14 protein-coding genes are annotated in these 15,864 nt (G+C 69.0%); 4 read left to right on the forward strand and 10 right to left on the reverse strand.

The window, feature by feature from the left end; translation table 11 throughout:
* Positions 1 to 39: 39 nt before the first annotated feature.
* From AC07DC_RS07690 to AC07DC_RS07700, 3 genes are all read right to left on the reverse strand, one after another.
* Positions 40 to 438: an STAS domain-containing protein gene (locus tag AC07DC_RS07690; RefSeq protein WP_478912905.1), complete on the reverse strand. Its 399-nt coding sequence runs from the start codon at positions 436 to 438 to the stop codon at positions 40 to 42.
* 236 nt (positions 439 to 674) lie between these two features.
* Positions 675 to 2,132: an aldehyde dehydrogenase family protein gene (locus AC07DC_RS07695; protein WP_478912907.1), complete on the reverse strand. Its 1,458-nt coding sequence runs from the start codon at positions 2,130 to 2,132 to the stop codon at positions 675 to 677.
* Between the two features lie 64 nt (positions 2,133 to 2,196).
* Positions 2,197 to 3,063: a helix-turn-helix domain-containing protein gene (locus tag AC07DC_RS07700; protein ID WP_478912909.1), complete on the reverse strand. Its 867-nt coding sequence runs from the start codon at positions 3,061 to 3,063 to the stop codon at positions 2,197 to 2,199.
* Between the two features lie 181 nt (positions 3,064 to 3,244).
* Between AC07DC_RS07700 and AC07DC_RS07705 the strand changes: the two genes are divergently transcribed.
* A complete protein-coding gene (locus AC07DC_RS07705; protein ID WP_478912911.1) occupies positions 3,245 to 3,736 on the forward strand; it encodes an ATP-binding protein in 492 nt (163 codons plus the stop codon).
* A gap of 12 nt (positions 3,737 to 3,748) precedes the next feature.
* Here AC07DC_RS07705 and AC07DC_RS07710 read toward each other — a convergent pair whose 3' ends face one another.
* A complete protein-coding gene (locus AC07DC_RS07710) occupies positions 3,749 to 3,982 on the reverse strand; it encodes a DUF397 domain-containing protein (RefSeq protein WP_478914058.1) in 234 nt (77 codons plus the stop codon).
* Between the two features lie 306 nt (positions 3,983 to 4,288).
* On the opposite strand from AC07DC_RS07710, the gene metG reads away from it, so the two are divergent.
* On the forward strand, positions 4,289 to 6,016 hold the full coding sequence (gene metG / locus AC07DC_RS07715) for a methionine--tRNA ligase (RefSeq protein WP_478912913.1): 1,728 nt from the start codon (positions 4,289 to 4,291) through the stop codon (positions 6,014 to 6,016).
* A 70-nt stretch (positions 6,017 to 6,086) separates the two neighbouring features.
* On the opposite strand, the gene AC07DC_RS07720 is transcribed toward metG, so the two are convergent.
* From AC07DC_RS07720 to aspS, 4 genes are all read right to left on the reverse strand, one after another.
* Positions 6,087 to 6,872, reverse strand: coding sequence for a L,D-transpeptidase family protein (locus AC07DC_RS07720; RefSeq protein WP_478912915.1), 786 nt, complete (start codon positions 6,870 to 6,872; stop codon positions 6,087 to 6,089).
* Between the two features lie 61 nt (positions 6,873 to 6,933).
* On the reverse strand, positions 6,934 to 7,707 hold the full coding sequence (locus AC07DC_RS07725) for a hypothetical protein (protein WP_478912917.1): 774 nt from the start codon (positions 7,705 to 7,707) through the stop codon (positions 6,934 to 6,936).
* Entirely contained in the window at positions 7,694 to 8,212 is a 519-nt protein-coding gene (locus AC07DC_RS07730) for a SigE family RNA polymerase sigma factor (RefSeq protein ID WP_478912919.1), read from the reverse strand. The genes AC07DC_RS07725 and AC07DC_RS07730 overlap by 14 nt, the downstream gene beginning before the upstream one ends.
* 106 nt (positions 8,213 to 8,318) lie before the next feature.
* Positions 8,319 to 10,085, reverse strand: coding sequence for an aspartate--tRNA ligase (aspS, locus tag AC07DC_RS07735; protein WP_478912921.1), 1,767 nt, complete (start codon positions 10,083 to 10,085; stop codon positions 8,319 to 8,321).
* A gap of 122 nt (positions 10,086 to 10,207) precedes the next feature.
* Between aspS and AC07DC_RS07740 the strand changes: the two genes are divergently transcribed.
* A complete protein-coding gene (locus tag AC07DC_RS07740) occupies positions 10,208 to 12,268 on the forward strand; it encodes an ATP-binding SpoIIE family protein phosphatase (RefSeq protein ID WP_478912923.1) in 2,061 nt (686 codons plus the stop codon).
* 83 nt (positions 12,269 to 12,351) lie between these two features.
* On the opposite strand, the gene AC07DC_RS07745 is transcribed toward AC07DC_RS07740, so the two are convergent.
* The gene (locus tag AC07DC_RS07745) at positions 12,352 to 13,305 is read right to left on the reverse strand and encodes a pirin family protein (protein WP_478912925.1); all 954 of its coding nucleotides are present in this window, start codon (positions 13,303 to 13,305) and stop codon (positions 12,352 to 12,354) included.
* 100 nt (positions 13,306 to 13,405) lie between these two features.
* On the reverse strand, positions 13,406 to 13,843 hold the full coding sequence (locus AC07DC_RS07750; protein ID WP_138351254.1) for an SseB family protein: 438 nt from the start codon (positions 13,841 to 13,843) through the stop codon (positions 13,406 to 13,408).
* Between the two features lie 140 nt (positions 13,844 to 13,983).
* On the opposite strand from AC07DC_RS07750, the gene AC07DC_RS07755 reads away from it, so the two are divergent.
* Complete coding sequence (locus AC07DC_RS07755) at positions 13,984 to 15,810, forward strand: acyl-CoA dehydrogenase (RefSeq protein WP_478912927.1); 1,827 nt, start codon at positions 13,984 to 13,986, stop codon at positions 15,808 to 15,810.
* Positions 15,811 to 15,864 lie beyond the last annotated feature (54 nt).

The raw sequence follows: 15,864 nt of genomic DNA on the forward strand, positions 1-15,864 counted from the left end.
AACTCTGTAACAGTCGTCCACAACTGGGGCGACCTCCGCTCATCCGCCCATGGCACGCGCGAGGGTTGACACCGGCTGAAAAGCCTCGGCCAGACCGGTCAGCCCCAGCAGCCGCAGCGTCGACGGGCGGTCGCAGACCGTTCTCAGCTCCCCGCCACCGGCCTGGACGCGGCGGCGGACGCGGCAGAGCAGGGACAGGCCGTAACAGTCGAGGAACTCCAGCCCGCACAGGTCGACGACGACCCGGAGCGGCGGCGGACCGCCGGAGACGAGATCCAGATGCGGGGCCACGAACCGCGCGGTGTCGATGTCCAGTTCGCCGCGCAGCTCCACGACGGTGAACTCGGCGATCCGGTACGTGCGGGCGTACGGATTGGCCGGGGGGACCAACTGCGGCGGACGGCCGAACGGCAGATCGTCGCGGGCATCGTCCTGCACCGGCGTCCCCCTCCCGCGGTCGACCGTGCGAGCGACCACCGGGGCCTGGGGTGACCTACGGTCACCGTATCCGGCGGAAATTCGCACACGGGAGGCGGTAGCCCGGAACAGATGGGAATCTTCACCCGTTCGAGTGAAGATCGATCTGACGGACCGTGGAGAGCCGGGCTACCGGGGCATCGGAGTGCTGGTCGGAACAGGAATCGGTCCACGCCGCGCACGCCGCGGAGCGGGAATCAGAACGGGAAGCGGCTGCGTCCGTGCTGGATGGAGATCCACTTCACGGTCGTGAAGGCGTCCACCGTGGCATCGCCGTTGAGCCGTCCCACACCGGAGGCCTTCTCGCCGCCGAAGGGCACGATCGGCTCGTCCGCGATGGTGCCGTCATTGACGTGCATCATGCCGGTCTCGATGCGCTGGGCGAAGCGCACACCACGCTCGATGTCCCGGGTGTGGACGGCCCCGCTGAGCCCGAACGGGGTGTCGTTCGCGATCCGGACCGCCTCGTCCTCGCCGTCGAAGGGCACCACCATGACCACGGGTCCGAAGAGCTCACGGCGCAGGATCGCGGCGTCCGCGGGGATGTCACCGAGCACTGTCGGTGACACGACGGCGCCGTCGGTCTCGCCGAGGAGTAGCGCCGTGGCGCCCGCCTCGATGGCCTGGGCGACCTCGGCCGTGATGCGCTCGGCCTGGACGGTGTTGATCAGCGGGCCGATCTGGGTGGCCGGGTCGGCCGGGTCGCCGACGATCAGCGAGGCTGTCTTCGCGACGAACTTGCGGGTGAACTCCTGCTCCACCGAGCGGTCCACCAGCACCCGGTTGGCCGCCATGCACACCTGGCCCTGGTGGGCGAAGCGGCTGAAGACCGCGGCGTCGACCGCGTAGTCCAGGTCGGCGTCGTCCAGGACGACGAGCGCGCTGTTGCCGCCCATCTCCAGCACCGTCCGCTTGAAGTGCGAGGCGGCGACCGTGGCCACATGCCGGCCCACGTGGTCGGAACCGGTGAACGAGATGACCTTGGGCACCGGGTGCTCGATGAAACTGTCGCCGATCTCGGCGATGTCCGTGATGACGACGTTGAAGAGGCCGGCCGGCAGGCCCGCCTCCTCGAATATCCTGGCGATGAGCGTGCCGCCGACCACCGGGGTGTTCTGGTGCGGCTTGAGCACCACGGCGTTGCCGAGCGCCAGCGCCGGGGCGATGGACTTCAGACCCAGGAAGAGCGGGAAGTTGAACGGGCTGATCACCCCGACGACGCCGACCGGCTTCCGGTAGAGGCGGTTCTCCTTGCCGTCCACCGGGGACGGCAGGATGCGGCCCTCGGGGTGCAGAGCGAGCTGCATCGACTGCCGCAACATGTCCTTGGTGAGGGCGAGTTCGAAACCGGCCTTGAGATACGTGCCGCCCAGCTCGGCGATGATCGCCTCGGTGATCTCCGCTTCGCGCTCCTCGATGACCTTCAGCGCGCGCTCGAAGACCAGCCGGCGGGCGTACGGGTTGGTCTCGGCCCATGCGGTCTGAGCCCGTTCCGCCGCCCGGTAGGCCTGGTCCACCTCGGTCTTCGTCGCCACCGTGATGGAGGCGAGTTTGTCCCCGTTGTAGGGATTGAAATCGACGATGTCCCAGGAGCCGGAACCGGAGCGCCACTCACCATCGATGTACTGGAGAGCCAACTCGGAGAAGTACGACACGTTATCCCTTTCGCGGTGGCCGATGCGGCACGCGTTAGTGATGCTGTGTCATATTACCTACGCATCAAGCCTGTTGATGGATCTTGCGGATTCGCTCAAGGGAACGCTCGGCGGAAAGACTGTCCACGCAGAGCCTTTCCATGGTCTTGTCGTAGAAGTCCACTTCCTCACGCTTGTCGATGTACAGCGCGCTGGTGAGCTGTTCCAGATAGACCAGATCGGACAGGTCCGACTCCGGGAATCGCAGCAGCGTGAACGCACCGCCGCCCGCTGCATGGCCGCCGATTTCGAACGGCAGGACATGGACGGTCACATTGGGCTGCTGCGCGATCTCCATCAGATGGCTCAACTGCCCGCGCATGACGTCGCGCCCGCCGAACGGCCGGTACAGCGCGCCCTCGTCCATGACGGCGACGAATCGCGGCGCCCGCTCCGAGACCAGCAGTTTCTGCCGCTCCATGCGCAGGCCGACCCGGCGCTCGATCTCGGACTTCGCCGCACCGGGGTGCCCCAGTTCGACGACCGCGCGGGAGTAGTCCTCGGTCTGCAACAGGCCGTGGATGAACTGGACTTCGAAGGTCCGGATCAGCGAGGCGGACTCCTCCAGCCCCACATAGGTCTGGAACCAGGCCGGGAGGACATCCCCGTACCCGTGCCACCAGCCGGCCACGTTCGCCTCGCGCACGAGTCCGAGGAGGGCCGCACGGTCCTCGTCGTCGACCACGTTGTAGAGAGTGAGGAGGTCGGCCACATCCCGTTCCTTGAAGCTCACGCGTCCCAACTCCATGCGGCTGATCTTCGACTCGGACGCGCGGATCGAATAACCGGCGGCCTCGCGGGTGATTCCTCCCGCTTCGCGAAGTCGTCGCAGCTGAGCTCCCAGCAGAATTCGTCGCACGATGGACCCGCCTCCCGGCTGCCCTGTGGTCATTTACGTCACGCTCCGCCCCTAGGTCGTCAGCAGTCTGCCACTTCTGCGCTGCGTTGAGTACTCACTCGGTCACACAGCACCATCACGTGCATCATTCCTTGCATCTGCACGTGCATACGCCCTTGCATACCGTGTGGGCGTTGGGGACCATGGGGTTCGTGCAGATACCCCGTGGGCGCGCATGAGGACTGAGGCCGCAACTGTGCTTGAGCCGTTATGGGATGGAGTGCTCGCCCCCGAGGGCTTGGCCGCGTCCAGCGGCGCCACGTGCGAGCTACCGGGACGGTTCGAAGCCGTCCGCGACGCCCGAAGATTCACCCGGGCGACACTTCAGCGTTGGGATCTGGCACCACTCTTCGACAGCATCGAACTGGTCGCCTCGGAACTCGTCACCAACGCGCTGCGCTACGCCGTGCCCCCCGGCACCGGCGGCGCGCCGGTCCACCTCAGTCTGGTGCGTTGGACCTCACGCGTGGTCTGTGCCGTTCGCGACCCCAGCGCCATAGGCCCGGTGGCCAGGACGCCCGACTTCGTCGCGGAGTCCGGACGGGGGCTGCACCTGGTGGAGTCCTACAGCGAGACCTGGGGCTGGCATCCGCTCACCGGGGCGGGAAAAGTCGTCTGGGCCCTCTTCCATTCGCCGATCGGAATGAACGAAGACCCGTCGCTATAGGTTGGTATACGGTCACATAAGGTGGTCGAACTCACCATCCTTGACCCCGAGAATCAGTGATTCGATCTCGGCCCGCGTATATATCAGCGCCGGTCCGTCCGGAAAGCGTGAATTGCGTACCGCCACCTCGCCGTCGGGCAGCTGCGCCAGCTCAACGCACGTACCGTTCGCGTTGCTGTGCAAACTCTTCTGCCAGACGACTCCCTGGAGATCTGTCGAGGCCATGCCATTGTGTGTCCGGCGCATAAGACGCTCCCCACATTCCCCGTAACTGCCTTGCTGGGTAAGCCAGATGATAACCGGTTCCACCAGCACGTGCATGTGCACGTGCATGCGCACGTGCAGTCACCCACTGTGATCAACAACGGAGCGCCGGCCCCCCGCGTTCCCGGCCGCCTTCCCCCCGCGGTGCTCCCGGGCTGCACCTGTCGCCTGCCGGCCCGATCCGCCCTCCAGGAGAAAACAAGAAGGGGTGCCCGGGGGGTCGGATACGATATTGACGGTCCGTAGATCAATCACTCACCCCGCGTAACGAATTGGGAGCAGCCTGCAATGGCTCGACACCTCATCACCAGCGCCCTGCCCTATATCAACGGGATCAAGCACCTGGGCAACATGGTGGGGTCGATGCTCCCGGCCGACGTCTACGCCCGCTACCTGCGCCAGACCGGGCACGACGTCCTCTACATCTGCGCCACCGACGAGCACGGCACTCCCGCCGAACTCGCCGCCAAGGAAGCCGGCCTGCCCGTCGACACCTTCTGCTCCGAGCAGCACCTGGCACAGAAGGCGATCTACGACGGCTTCGGGCTGCGCTTCGACTACTTCGGCCGCAGCTCCTCTCCGGAGAACCGCGAGCTGACCCAGCACTTCGCGCGCCGCCTCCAGGCCAACGGCTTCATCGAGGAACGCGCGATCCGCCAGGTCTACTCCCTCGCCGACGAGCGCTTCCTGCCGGACCGCTACATCGTCGGCACGTGCCCGCACTGCGGTTACGACAAGGCCCGCGGCGACCAGTGCGAGAACTGCACCCGGGTCCTGGACCCCACGGACCTGATCGACCCGCGCTCCGCGATCAGCGGCAGCAGCGCGTTGGAGGTCCGCGAGACCAAGCACCTGTTCCTCCTGCAGTCGAAGCTGGCCGGCGAGGTCGAGTCGTGGATCGACGAGGCGAGCAGCGAATGGCCGACTCTCGCCTCCTCCATCGCCCGCAAGTGGCTCACCGAGGGTCTCCACGACCGCGCGATCACCCGCGACCTGGAGTGGGGCGTTCCGGTCCCGGCCGACACCTGGCCGGAGCTGGCCGCGGACGGCAAGGTCTTCTACGTCTGGTTCGACGCCCCGATCGAGTACATCGGTTCCACCAAGGAGTGGGAGGACGCCGCTCCCGAAGGGGAGACCCGGGACTGGAAGTCCTGGTGGTACGAGGCGGACGACGTCACGTACACCCAGTTCATGGCCAAGGACAACGTCCCGTTCCACACGGTGATGTTCCCGGCCACCGAACTGGGCACCCGCGAGCCGTGGAAGAAGGTCGACCACGTCAAGGCCTTCAACTGGCTGACGTACTACGGCGGGAAGTTCTCCACCAGCCAGCGCCGCGGCATCTTCACCGACGCCGCGCTGGAGCTGCTGCCGGCCGACTACTGGCGCTACTTCCTCATCGCCAACGCCCCGGAGTCCGACGACACCTCGTTCACCTGGGAGGTCTTCTCCTCCTCCGTGAACAAGGACCTCGCCGACACCCTGGGCAACTTCGTCAACCGCGTCCTGTCCTTCTCCCGCAAGCGCTTCGGTGACGACGTGCCGGCCGGCAGCGCGGCAGGAGAGGCCGAGGCGAAGCTCGGCGAGCAGATCGCCGGACTCTTGGCCGAGTACGAAGGCCACCTGGAGACCGTCCAGTTCCGCAAGGCCGCGGCCGCGCTGCGCGCCCTGTGGAGCGCGGGCAACTCCTACCTGGAGGAGAAGGCCCCCTGGATGGAGATCAAGACGGACCCGGACGGCGCGGCGCTCACCCTGCGCACCGCGATGAACCTCATCCACCTGTACGCGGTGGTCTCCGAGCCCTTCATCCCGTCCTCCTCCGCCGCGATGCGCAGCGCCTTCGCGCTCGCCGACGACAACCGGACCTGGGTCAGCCAGGACGAGGCCAGGTCGCTGTCCTTCCTGCCGCCCGGCACCCCGTTCACCGTCCCGCCGGTGCTCTTCGCCAAGATCACCGATGAGGACCTCGACGCCTACCGCGAGCGCTTCGGCGGCAACCCGGACACCGCCGAGTAGTTCGCACCGCTCGACGGCGAAGGCCGCCCCATCGGGGCGGCCTTCGTCATGTCCGGTGACGTACGGCGGATCAGCGGCTCAGTGCCGCGGCGTCGCCCATCACCACCACCGGGTGCCGGGCCGGGTCCAGCGTGCGCAGGAGCTGCTTCATGACGTCCGGCGCGAGCGAGACACAGCCCTGGGTGGGGCCGCCGTGGTCGACATGGAACCAGATGCCGCCACCCCGGGAGCCGCCGAGCGGGCGCGTCCAGTCCCGCGGGGTGGTGCCGGGCACATGGTTGTAGTTGATGGAGATGACGTAGTCGAAGGAGCCGGCCAGCGGCTCGTCCTGGAAGCCGGTGCCGGAGATGCTGAATCCGCGCGGGGCGTGGTCGTAGCTGAGCTTCGTACCGGGGTCGGCAAGCCGACCGCCCGCGTCGGTGAGGGTGAAGACGCCGATGGGCGACCGGAGATCGCCGGTGCGGTGGTCGTCGGTCCACCCCTTGAGAGCGTTGTGGGCGGGCCAGGCGGTGCCGGCGGTCCAGCCCGCGTCCGTCCGCTGGTAGAGGATGACGGTCGAGCGGGACGACGAGGGCCCGTCGCCAGTTACGACCACGGCCTGCCGGGCCTCGTCCGGGACCAGGCCGAGGGTCTTCGGGCCGAGCCCGGGGAGCCGTTGCGGCAGCGGAGCGGGCGCGGAGCGGCCGGCCCGGCCGGCCGCCGGGACGGCGTCGGCGGACGGGGACGGCACCACCGTCCGGACGTCACCGCCGGGAGAGGCCATGGCGCCACCGGCGCCGCCACATCCGGCGAGTCCGGCCAGGACGGCCGCGGCGGCAGCGCACACGGCCGTGGTGCGTATGTACCTGCTGTACATCGCGTGCATGAACAGGGGCCTTTCGGAATGTCCTCGGAAGATCGCAGAAGGTTTCGGAAGATCAGAGAGTGACGGACGTCATCGCTTCGCGGACCTGCCTCAGCCGTACGGGCGTCGCCCGGTACAGGCAGGCCGTGACGGTCACCACCACGTCGGAGGAGCGGTCCGTGGCGCCGGCCGCCGCCGCGAGCTGCTCATCGGCGCCGAGGCGCCGGCACGACTTCAGAAGCTCGACGCTCTCCACCTTGTGGAACCCGCGGATCTTCGCCGCCAGGCTCCCGGATCGGTCGGCGATCTGGAAGATCAGCACCGCGCCGTCGGGGCGCAGCGACTCCTTCAGCGGCGAGCAGTAGCCGTCGATCTCGTCCGGGCACGGCTCCTTGTACGCCGACATGGGCTGTGTGGCGGCGAAGCCGGTCTCCGCCATCCGCAGCACCTGCCACTCCTTGGACAGCGAGACCGACATCCCGCCGATCTCGGGGTACCGGGTCCTGGGGTCGAGCGTGGGAGTGGGAGTGGCGATCGACGGGGGCAGGCTGCTGCTGCTCCCCGGGTCCGGCACCTTGGCCTCCGGGGCCGGCAGCGCGCCCGTCGCGGGGGCCGAGGCGGGCGGTACGGACTCGGACCGCGACCGGTCCCGCACGAGGCCGGGCACGAGCACTCCGGCCAGCGCGACCGCGGTGACCGCCAGCGTGGCGGTACCGGCCGCACGGCGGCGGCGACGGCGCCGCACCCGGTCCCGGACACCGTCCAACCGCTGGGCGGGTGCGGGAAGTTGCGGCACCACGCGCTCCAGCAGGACGCGCAGTTCCCGTTCGGTCTCAGCCTCGGTCATGACGTTCACCACCGTCCACCAGTTCCGCGGCGGGCAGCTGACCGCGCAGGCTGCGCAGCGCCTTGGACGCCTGGCTCTTGACGGTGCCGGTCGCGCAGCCCAGCACCTCGGCGGTCTCCTCGACACTCAGGTCCTCGAAGTACCGCAGCACCACCACCGCGCGCTGCCGCACCGGCAGCCGCCGGACGGCCACCGCGAGCGTCTGCTCCAGATCGACCCCCGCGAAGGCGTCCGCCCGGTCCGCGGACTCCGGCACTTCGCCGTGCGGGACCTCGCCGCGCCAGCGGCGCCGCCACCAGGAGGCATGCGTGGTGATCAGCGCCTTGCGCAGATATGCCTCGGGGCTGCCGTCGGCTATCCGCTGCCATTTCGGCCAGGCCTTGGCCAGCACGGTCTGCAGCAGGTCTTCCGCGAGATGCGCGTCGCCGGTCAGCAGCCAGGCGACCCGCAGCAACCTGGGGCCGCGCGCCGCCACGAACTCCTCGAAGTCCGGGGGCGTCAGCATCGTCTACTCGCCATCGTGTCCCTTCCACACCAGTGGAACGCGATGACTCCCCTTGCGGGTTGCCCCGGGCACCGGACGGATTGCGTCGGGTGCCCGGGGCCGCCGGTCAGACCTTCGGCTGCGGCTTGCGGAGCTGGATGTGCAGCTCGCGCAGCCGGCTCTCCTCGACCTCGCTCGGCGCGCCCATGAGCAGGTCCTGGGCGTGCTGGTTGAGCGGGAAGGCGATCGTCTCGCGGATGTTCGGCTCGTCCGCGAGCAGCATGACCATGCGGTCCACGCCCGGGGCGATGCCGCCGTGCGGCGGGGCGCCGAAGTGGAAGGCGCGGAGCATGCCGCCGAACTCCTTCTCGACGGTCGCCTGGTCGTAGCCGGCGATCTCGAACGCCTTGTACATGACGGCGGGCTCGTGGTTCCGGATCGCGCCGGACGACAGCTCGATGCCGTTGCAGACGATGTCGTACTGCCAGGCGAGGATGTCGAGCGGGTCCTTGGTCTCCAGCGCCTCCAGGCCGCCCTGCGGCATGGAGAACGGGTTGTGGGAGAACTCGATCGCGCCGGTGTCCTCGTTCTTCTCGAACATCGGGAAGTCGACGACCCAGCAGAAGCGGAAGACGTTCTCCTCGAAGTGGCCGGCGCGCTTGGCGGCCTCGACGCGGACGGCCGCCATGATCTTGGAGACCTCGCCGAACTCGCCGGCGCCGAAGAAGATCGCGTGGCCGGGCTTGGCATCGACGGCGGCCAGCAGGCCCTTGACGTCGTCCTCGGTGAGGAACTTGGCGATCGGGCCGGTGAGGGCGTTGTCCTCGCCGACGCGGACCCAGGCCAGACCCTTGGCGCCCTGCTCGACCGCGTACTCGCCCATCTGGTCGAAGAACTTGCGCGGCTGGGCCGCGGTGTCCGGCACGGCCAGCGCGCGGACGTGCTTGTCGGCGAAGGCCTTGAAGCCGGAGCCGGCGAAGACGTCCGAGACGTCGACGAGTTCGAGCTTGGCGCGCAGGTCCGGCTTGTCGTTGCCGTACTTGAGCATCGACTCGCGCAGCGGGATGCGCGGGAAGGGGGAGGTGACCTCGCGGCCGCCGCCGTACTCGGTGAAGAGGTCGGTCATGACCTTCTCGATGACGCCGAAGACGTCCTCCTGCTCGACGAAGCTCATCTCGATGTCGAGCTGGTAGAACTCGCCAGGCGAGCGGTCGGCCCGGGAGTCCTCGTCGCGGAAGCACGGCGCGATCTGGAAGTAGCGGTCGAAGCCGGCGATCATCAGCAGCTGCTTGAACTGCTGCGGGGCCTGCGGGAGCGCGTAGAACTTGCCGGCGTGCACGCGCGAGGGCACCAGGAAGTCGCGGGCGCCCTCGGGGGAGGTGGCCGACAGGATCGGGGTGGCCAGCTCGTTGAAGCCGAGCGCGGTCATCTCCTTGCGGAGGAACGAGATGACGGCCGAGCGCAGCATGATGTTCTTGTGCATGCGCTGCCGGCGCAGGTCCAGGAAGCGGTTGGTGAGCCGCGCCTCCTCGTTGGCGTTGTCCTCCGGGAAGACCGGGAAGGGCAGCGGGTCCGCGGCGCCGAGCACCTCGAAGGAGGTGACGTCGATCTCGATCTCGCCGGTCGGCAGGTCCGGGTTCACGTTCTCGGCGCTGCGCGCGAGCACCCGGCCGTCGACGCGGACGACGGATTCCTTGGACTGGCTGCTGAGCTGTTCGTACGCGGGCGAGCCCGGGCGCACGACCAGCTGGATGAAGCCGTAGTGGTCCCGGAGGTCGACGAAGAGGACGCCGCCCAGATCGCGGCGATTGTGCAGCCACCCGGAGAGGCGGACGTCGGTGTCGACGTCAGTGGCGCGCAGCTCGCCGCAGGTGTGGGACCGGTACGGATGCATCGTTCATCCAAGTCGTCGGAATGTCGGTGGAGGGAGCCCAGAAGGGGCCCGTCACAGCCTACCGGCGCCAGGACGTCCGCCCCCATTCGTATGAGTCGCCCAAACCCTCATAAACTGTCGCAATGCGCACCGAGGACGTTCTGGCAGCCGTCGGTACGGGGCTGTGGCACTGGGACGAGACCGCGGGCACCGTGGCGCTGGACGCGACGGCGGCCGTGCTGCTGGGGCTGCCGGCGGACCCCGTCACGTCCCGGTCCTCCGCCGTGCGCGCGTGCCTGCACGCCGAGGACTTCGTGGCGCTGAACGGCGGGCTGGCCCTCGCCCGCGCCGAGGGCACCGTGGTGGAGTCCCTGATGCGGGTGATCGGCGACGACGGCAGCATCCTGCGGACCGTGCGCATCCGGATGCGGCCGACCGGCCGGCTCACCATGGCCGGAACGCTGCACGAGGCGCGCGCCGCCACCTCGGGCGGTGCGGCGCCCTCCGGCGACTGGCGGCGGGCCAGGGAGGCCTTTCTGCTGGACGCCGGGCGGGCGCTGGCCGAGGCGGACAGCACCGCCGAGGTGCTGCGGGTCGCCGCGACGCTGTCCATGCCGGGGTTCTCGCCCGACGGCCTGGCCGTCTTCGGCGTCCGGGGCGACCGGCTGTCGATCATCGGGCACCACGGCCACTCCGTCGGCACCGAGAGCCCGTTCATGGACATGCCGATGGCCACCGACTACCCGGCCGCGCTGGTGGTCCGCACCGGCCGGGCCGTCTATCTGCCGACCCCCGAGGCGTACGAGCAGCGCTTCCCGGCGACCTGGCCGCTCGCCAAGCCGTTCGGCCGCTCCTCCTGGGCCTTTCTCCCGCTGGTGGTCGCGGGCAACACGATCGGCGCGTGGATGGCGGCCTTCCGCGATGCGGTGGACTTCACTCCGGACGAGCGCTCCGTCCTCACCACCGTCGCCCGGATGCTCGCCCAGGCGCTCTCCCGTGCCCACCTGCACGAATCCGAGCGGGAGCTCTCCGACGGCCTGCAGCGCACCATGCTCCCCACCCGCAGTCCCGGCATCGAGGGCATGACGGTCGCCGCCCGCTACGTGCCCACCGGCGGCGGGCTGCAGGTCGGCGGCGACTGGTACGACGCGATCGACCTGCCGTCCGGCCGCACCGCCCTGGTCATCGGCGATGTGCAGGGCCACGACGTACGGGCCGCCGGGCTCATGGGCCAGCTGCGGATCGCGCTGCGCGCCTACGCCGCCGAGGGCCACCACCCCGATGCGGTGCTGTCGCGCACCTCACGGTTCCTGGCCGGACTCAGCGACCCCGACCACCGCGACGACGACCGGTTCGCGACATGCCTGTACCTGGAGGCGGACCCGGCGAGCGGCACCCTGAACGTGGTCAGAGCCGGGCATCCTGAGCCCGCCATCCGGATGGGCGACGGCACCACGATCATCCGCCGCACCGCGGGCGGCCTGCCGTTGGGCATCGCCCCCGACAGCGACTACCCCACGACCCGGCTGGTGCTGGAGCCCGGCGAAGTGCTGCTGATCTGCACGGACGGGCTCATCGAGACCGGCGGCCACGACCTGGAGACCGGCTGGCAGCGGCTGCGGGCCGCGCTGGAGACCGGGCCGTCGGACGATCTGGAGGAGCTCGCCGACCACCTGGTGCGGTCCGTGCACGGACCGGCGTCGCACCACACCACCGGGCCGCTCGCCGACCGCCGCGAGGACGACATCGCGCTGATGCTGCTGCGCCGCGACCCCGACGGGCCGACCTGCGACGTACCGGTGCGCCGGACGGTGCTGACCGTCTCGCAGAGCGCACCGCGGCAGATCCGCGAGGCCCGCCACGAGATCCGCGCGCTGCTGCACGACTGGGCCGTCCCGGACCAGGTGGACGCCGCGGTGCTGCTGGTCTCCGAGCTGATCACCAATGTGCTGGTGCACACCGACGAGGACGCGGTGCTGACCGCCCGCCTGATGGGGGTGCCCGGCAAGCGCCGGCTGCGGATCGACGTCGGCGACCGCAGCGACGACATGCCGCATCGCCGCAGCCCCGGCGAGATGGCCTCGTCGGGGCGCGGGTTGCTGCTGATCGAGGAACTGGCGGACGCCTGGGGCGTCGATCCCCGGGGCGACGGCAAGGCGATCTGGTTCGAGATCCACGAGGCCACCGCCGGCGACCGGCCGTGATCGGCCGGCCGTGGTCAGGCGCCGTGATCAGTCTGCCGTGATCAGTCGGCGTTGATCAGTCGGCGGCGGTCATTCGGTGGTGATCAGGCCTGGCCTGCCGGGATCCGGCCGAGGCGGCCGGCCTGGAAGTCGTCGAAGGCCTGCGCCAGTTCGGCGTGGGTGTTCATCACGAACGGCCCGTACTGCATCATCGGCTCGCGGATCGGCTGCCCGCCGAGCAGCACGAACTCGAAGTTCGGGCTGCGCGAGTCCTGCTTCTCGTCCGCCCTGATGGTGAGCGATTCGCCCGGGCCGAACACGGTCGTCTGCCCGGTGTGGAACGGGCGGCCCGACGGGCCGGCGGTACCGCGGCCGTCGAGAGCGTAGGCGAGGGCGTTGAAATCCGGCCGCCAGGGCAGCGTGAGCTCGGCGCCCGGGTTCAGCGAGACGTGCATCATCGTGATCGGGGTGTGGGTCGCCCCGGGGCCCGCGTGGCCGTCGAGGTCGCCCGCGATCAGCCGGATGAGCGCGCCGCCGTCCGCGGACGTCAGCAGCCTGACCTGGCCGCCGCCGATGTCCTGGTACTTGGGCGGCATCATCTTGTCGCTCTTCGGCAGGTTGACCCACAGCTGCAGCCCGTGGAAGAGCCCGCCGGTGACGACCAGTTCCTCCGGCGGCGCCTCGATGTGCAGCAGGCCGCTGCCCGCCGTCATCCACTGGGTGTCGCCGCCGTTGATCACGCCGCCGCCACCGTGGGAGTCCTGGTGCACGAAGGTGCCGTCGATCAGGTACGTGACGGTCTCGAAGCCGCGGTGCGGGTGCCAGGGGGTGCCCTTCGCCTCGCCCGGCGCGTACTCCACCTCACCCATCTGGTCCATCATGATGAACGGGTCGAGGTTCTTGTAGTCGATGCCCGCGAACGCGCGGCGGACGGGGAAGCCCTCGCCCTCGAAGCCGCTCGGCGCGGTGGACACGGCCAGTGCCTGACGCGGCACCGCACCGGCGGGCGCGGAGACGCGCGGCAGGGTCAACGGGTTCTCGACGGTCACGGCGGGCATGGCGGTCCTCCTCGTGTTCTGGATCCAACTTAGTTGAATAGTGAACATTCGGCAAGGCATGCCATATTCCCGCAGCTCAGCGCGGTGGGTTCAGCTCAGATCAGCCATACATCCGGCGCATCGTGAACTCGACCATCTGTTCGACGGCCTTGGCATCGAAGACCATCCGGTGCTGGCCGTCGATGTCGAGCACGAAGCCGTAGCCGGTCGGCAGCAGGTCGAGCACCTCGGCACCGGTGATGACGAAGTACTTGGACTCCTTGCCCGCGTACCGCCGCAGCTCCTTGAGCGAGGTGAACATCGGGATCACCGGCTGCTGCGTGTCGTGCAGCGCCAGGAATCCGGGGTTCTCGCCGCGCGGGCAGTAGACCTTCGACGTCGAGAAGATCGCCTGGAAGTCCTCGGCGGACAGCGAACCCGTGGTGAAGGCCCGTACGGCGTCCGCGAGCGAGGGTGGGGACGGCTCGGGGTACACCCCCGGCATCGGGGCAGCGCCGGGCGGTGGGCCGGGATGCGAGGTCTGGTCGTAGCCGTACACGTACCCAAGACTAGCGAGTGTCCCGTCACATCCGGGCGGGAAGGGGTTGCTTCTTATTACCGGCGGGTAGCATCATTCTGTATTACTGCTTGCTGTAGTACTGCCACGTAACTGATCGAGTGCGATACGGAGCCGTCGTCATGGGCCACTACAAGTCCAACCTCCGCGACATCGAGTTCAACCTCTTCGAGGTGCTCGGCCGCGACAAGCTCTACGGCACCGGCCCGTTCGCCGAGATGGACGTGGAGACCGCCAAGAGCATCCTCAGCGAGGTCTCGCGCCTCGCGGAGAACGAGCTGGCCGCGTCCTTCACCGACGCCGACCGCAACCCGCCGGTCTTCGACCCGTCGGACAACACCGCCCCCGTGCCGGACACGTTCAAGAAGAGCTACCAGGCCTTCATGGACTCCGAGTACTGGCGCCTGGGCATCCCCGAGGAGATCGGCGGCACCAAGACCCCCGCCTCCCTCATCTGGTCCTACGCGGAGCTGATCCTCGGCTCCAACCCGGCCATCTGGATGTACTCCTCCGGCCCGGCGTTCGCCGGCGTCGTCTTCGAGGAGGGCACCGAGGAGCAGTCCAAGGTCGCCCAGCTCATGGTGGACCGCCAGTGGGGCGCCACGATGGTGCTGACCGAGCCCGACGCGGGCTCCGACGTCGGCGCGGGCCGCACGAAGGCCGTCGAGCAGGAGGACGGCTCCTGGCACATCGAGGGTGTGAAGCGCTTCATCACCTCGGGCGAGCACGACATGTCCGAGAACATCATCCACCTGGTGCTGGCCCGCCCCGAGGGCGCCGGCCCCGGCACCAAGGGCCTGTCGCTCTTCATCGTGCCGAAGTACGACTTCGACTGGGAGACCGGCGAGCTGGGCGAGCGCAACGGCGCCTACGCCACGAACGTCGAGCACAAGATGGGCCTCAAGGCCTCCAACACCTGCGAGATGACGTTCGGCGACCAGCACCCCGCCAAGGGCTGGCTGCTCGGCGACAAGCACGACGGCATCCGCCAGATGTTCCGCATCATCGAGTTCGCCCGCATGATGGTCGGCACGAAGGCCATCGCCACCCTCTCCACCGGCTACCTGAACGCGCTGGAGTACGCCAAGGAGCGCGTGCAGGGCCCGGACCTCGCGCAGTTCATGGACAAGACCGCGCCGAAGGTCACCATCACGCACCACCCGGACGTGCGCCGCTCGCTGATGACGCAGAAGGCGTACGCCGAGGGCATGCGCGCCCTCGTGCTCTACACCGCCTCCGTCCAGGACCAGATCGCGGTCCAGGAGGCGGCTGGCGAGGACGCCAAGGCGCTGATCGGCCTCAACGACCTGCTGCTGCCGATCGTCAAGGGGTACGGCTCCGAGAAGTCCTACGAGCAGCTCGCCCAGTCCCTGCAGACCTTCGGTGGCTCCGGCTACCTGCAGGAGTACCCGATCGAGCAGTACATCCGGGACGCGAAGATCGACACCCTGTACGAGGGCACCACCGCGATCCAGGGCCAGGACTACTTCTTCCGCAAGATCGTCCGCGACCAGGGCCAGGCGCTGACCACCCTGTCCGAGGAGATCAAGAAGTTCCTCGCCGAGGCCGTCGGCGGCGAGGAGCTGGCCGCCGCCCGCGAGCAGCTCGCCACGTCCGCCGTGGACCTGGAGGCCATCGTCGGCACCATGCTGACCGACCTGGCCGGCACCGAGAAGGACGTCCGGTCCATCTACAAGGTCGGCCTGAACTCCACCCGCCTGCTGCTCGCCTCCGGCGATGTGGTCATCGGCTACCTGCTGCTGCGCGGCGCCGCCGTGGCCGCCGAGAAGCTGCCGTCCGCGGGCCCGAAGGACACCGCCTTCTACACCGGCAAGATCGCGGCCGCGAAGTTCTTCGCCGCCAACATCCTGCCGAACGTCGGCGTCCAGCGCTCGCTGGCCGAGACCGTCACGCTCGACGTGATGGACCTGCCGGAAGACGCCTTCTGACGCCCACGGCCCAGCTCCACCCAGTGACAGGCCGCGCCGTCCGCCCCCGATTCC

The sequence above is a fragment of the Streptomyces sp. NPDC045021 genome (genome assembly GCF_056432645.1).

Bases quoted from the DNA above. Each gene is read 5' to 3' on its own strand.
- AC07DC_RS07740 (WP_478912923.1), top strand. From the start codon at position 10,208: ATGCGCACCGAGGACGTTCTGGCAGCCGTCGGTACGGGGCTGTGGCAC.
- AC07DC_RS07705 (WP_478912911.1), top strand. From the start codon at position 3,245: ATGAGGACTGAGGCCGCAACTGTGCTTGAGCCGTTATGGGATGGAGTG.
- AC07DC_RS07755 (WP_478912927.1), top strand. From the start codon at position 13,984: ATGGGCCACTACAAGTCCAACCTCCGCGACATCGAGTTCAACCTCTTC.
- AC07DC_RS07730 (WP_478912919.1), bottom strand. From the start codon at position 8,212: ATGCTGACGCCCCCGGACTTCGAGGAGTTCGTGGCGGCGCGCGGCCCC.
- AC07DC_RS07725 (WP_478912917.1), bottom strand. From the start codon at position 7,707: ATGACCGAGGCTGAGACCGAACGGGAACTGCGCGTCCTGCTGGAGCGC.
- AC07DC_RS07710 (WP_478914058.1), bottom strand. From the start codon at position 3,982: ATGCGCCGGACACACAATGGCATGGCCTCGACAGATCTCCAGGGAGTC.
- AC07DC_RS07745 (WP_478912925.1), bottom strand. From the start codon at position 13,305: ATGCCCGCCGTGACCGTCGAGAACCCGTTGACCCTGCCGCGCGTCTCC.
- AC07DC_RS07720 (WP_478912915.1), bottom strand. From the start codon at position 6,872: ATGTACAGCAGGTACATACGCACCACGGCCGTGTGCGCTGCCGCCGCG.
- metG (WP_478912913.1), top strand. From the start codon at position 4,289: ATGGCTCGACACCTCATCACCAGCGCCCTGCCCTATATCAACGGGATC.
- aspS (WP_478912921.1), bottom strand. From the start codon at position 10,085: ATGCATCCGTACCGGTCCCACACCTGCGGCGAGCTGCGCGCCACTGAC.
- AC07DC_RS07700 (WP_478912909.1), bottom strand. From the start codon at position 3,063: ATGACCACAGGGCAGCCGGGAGGCGGGTCCATCGTGCGACGAATTCTG.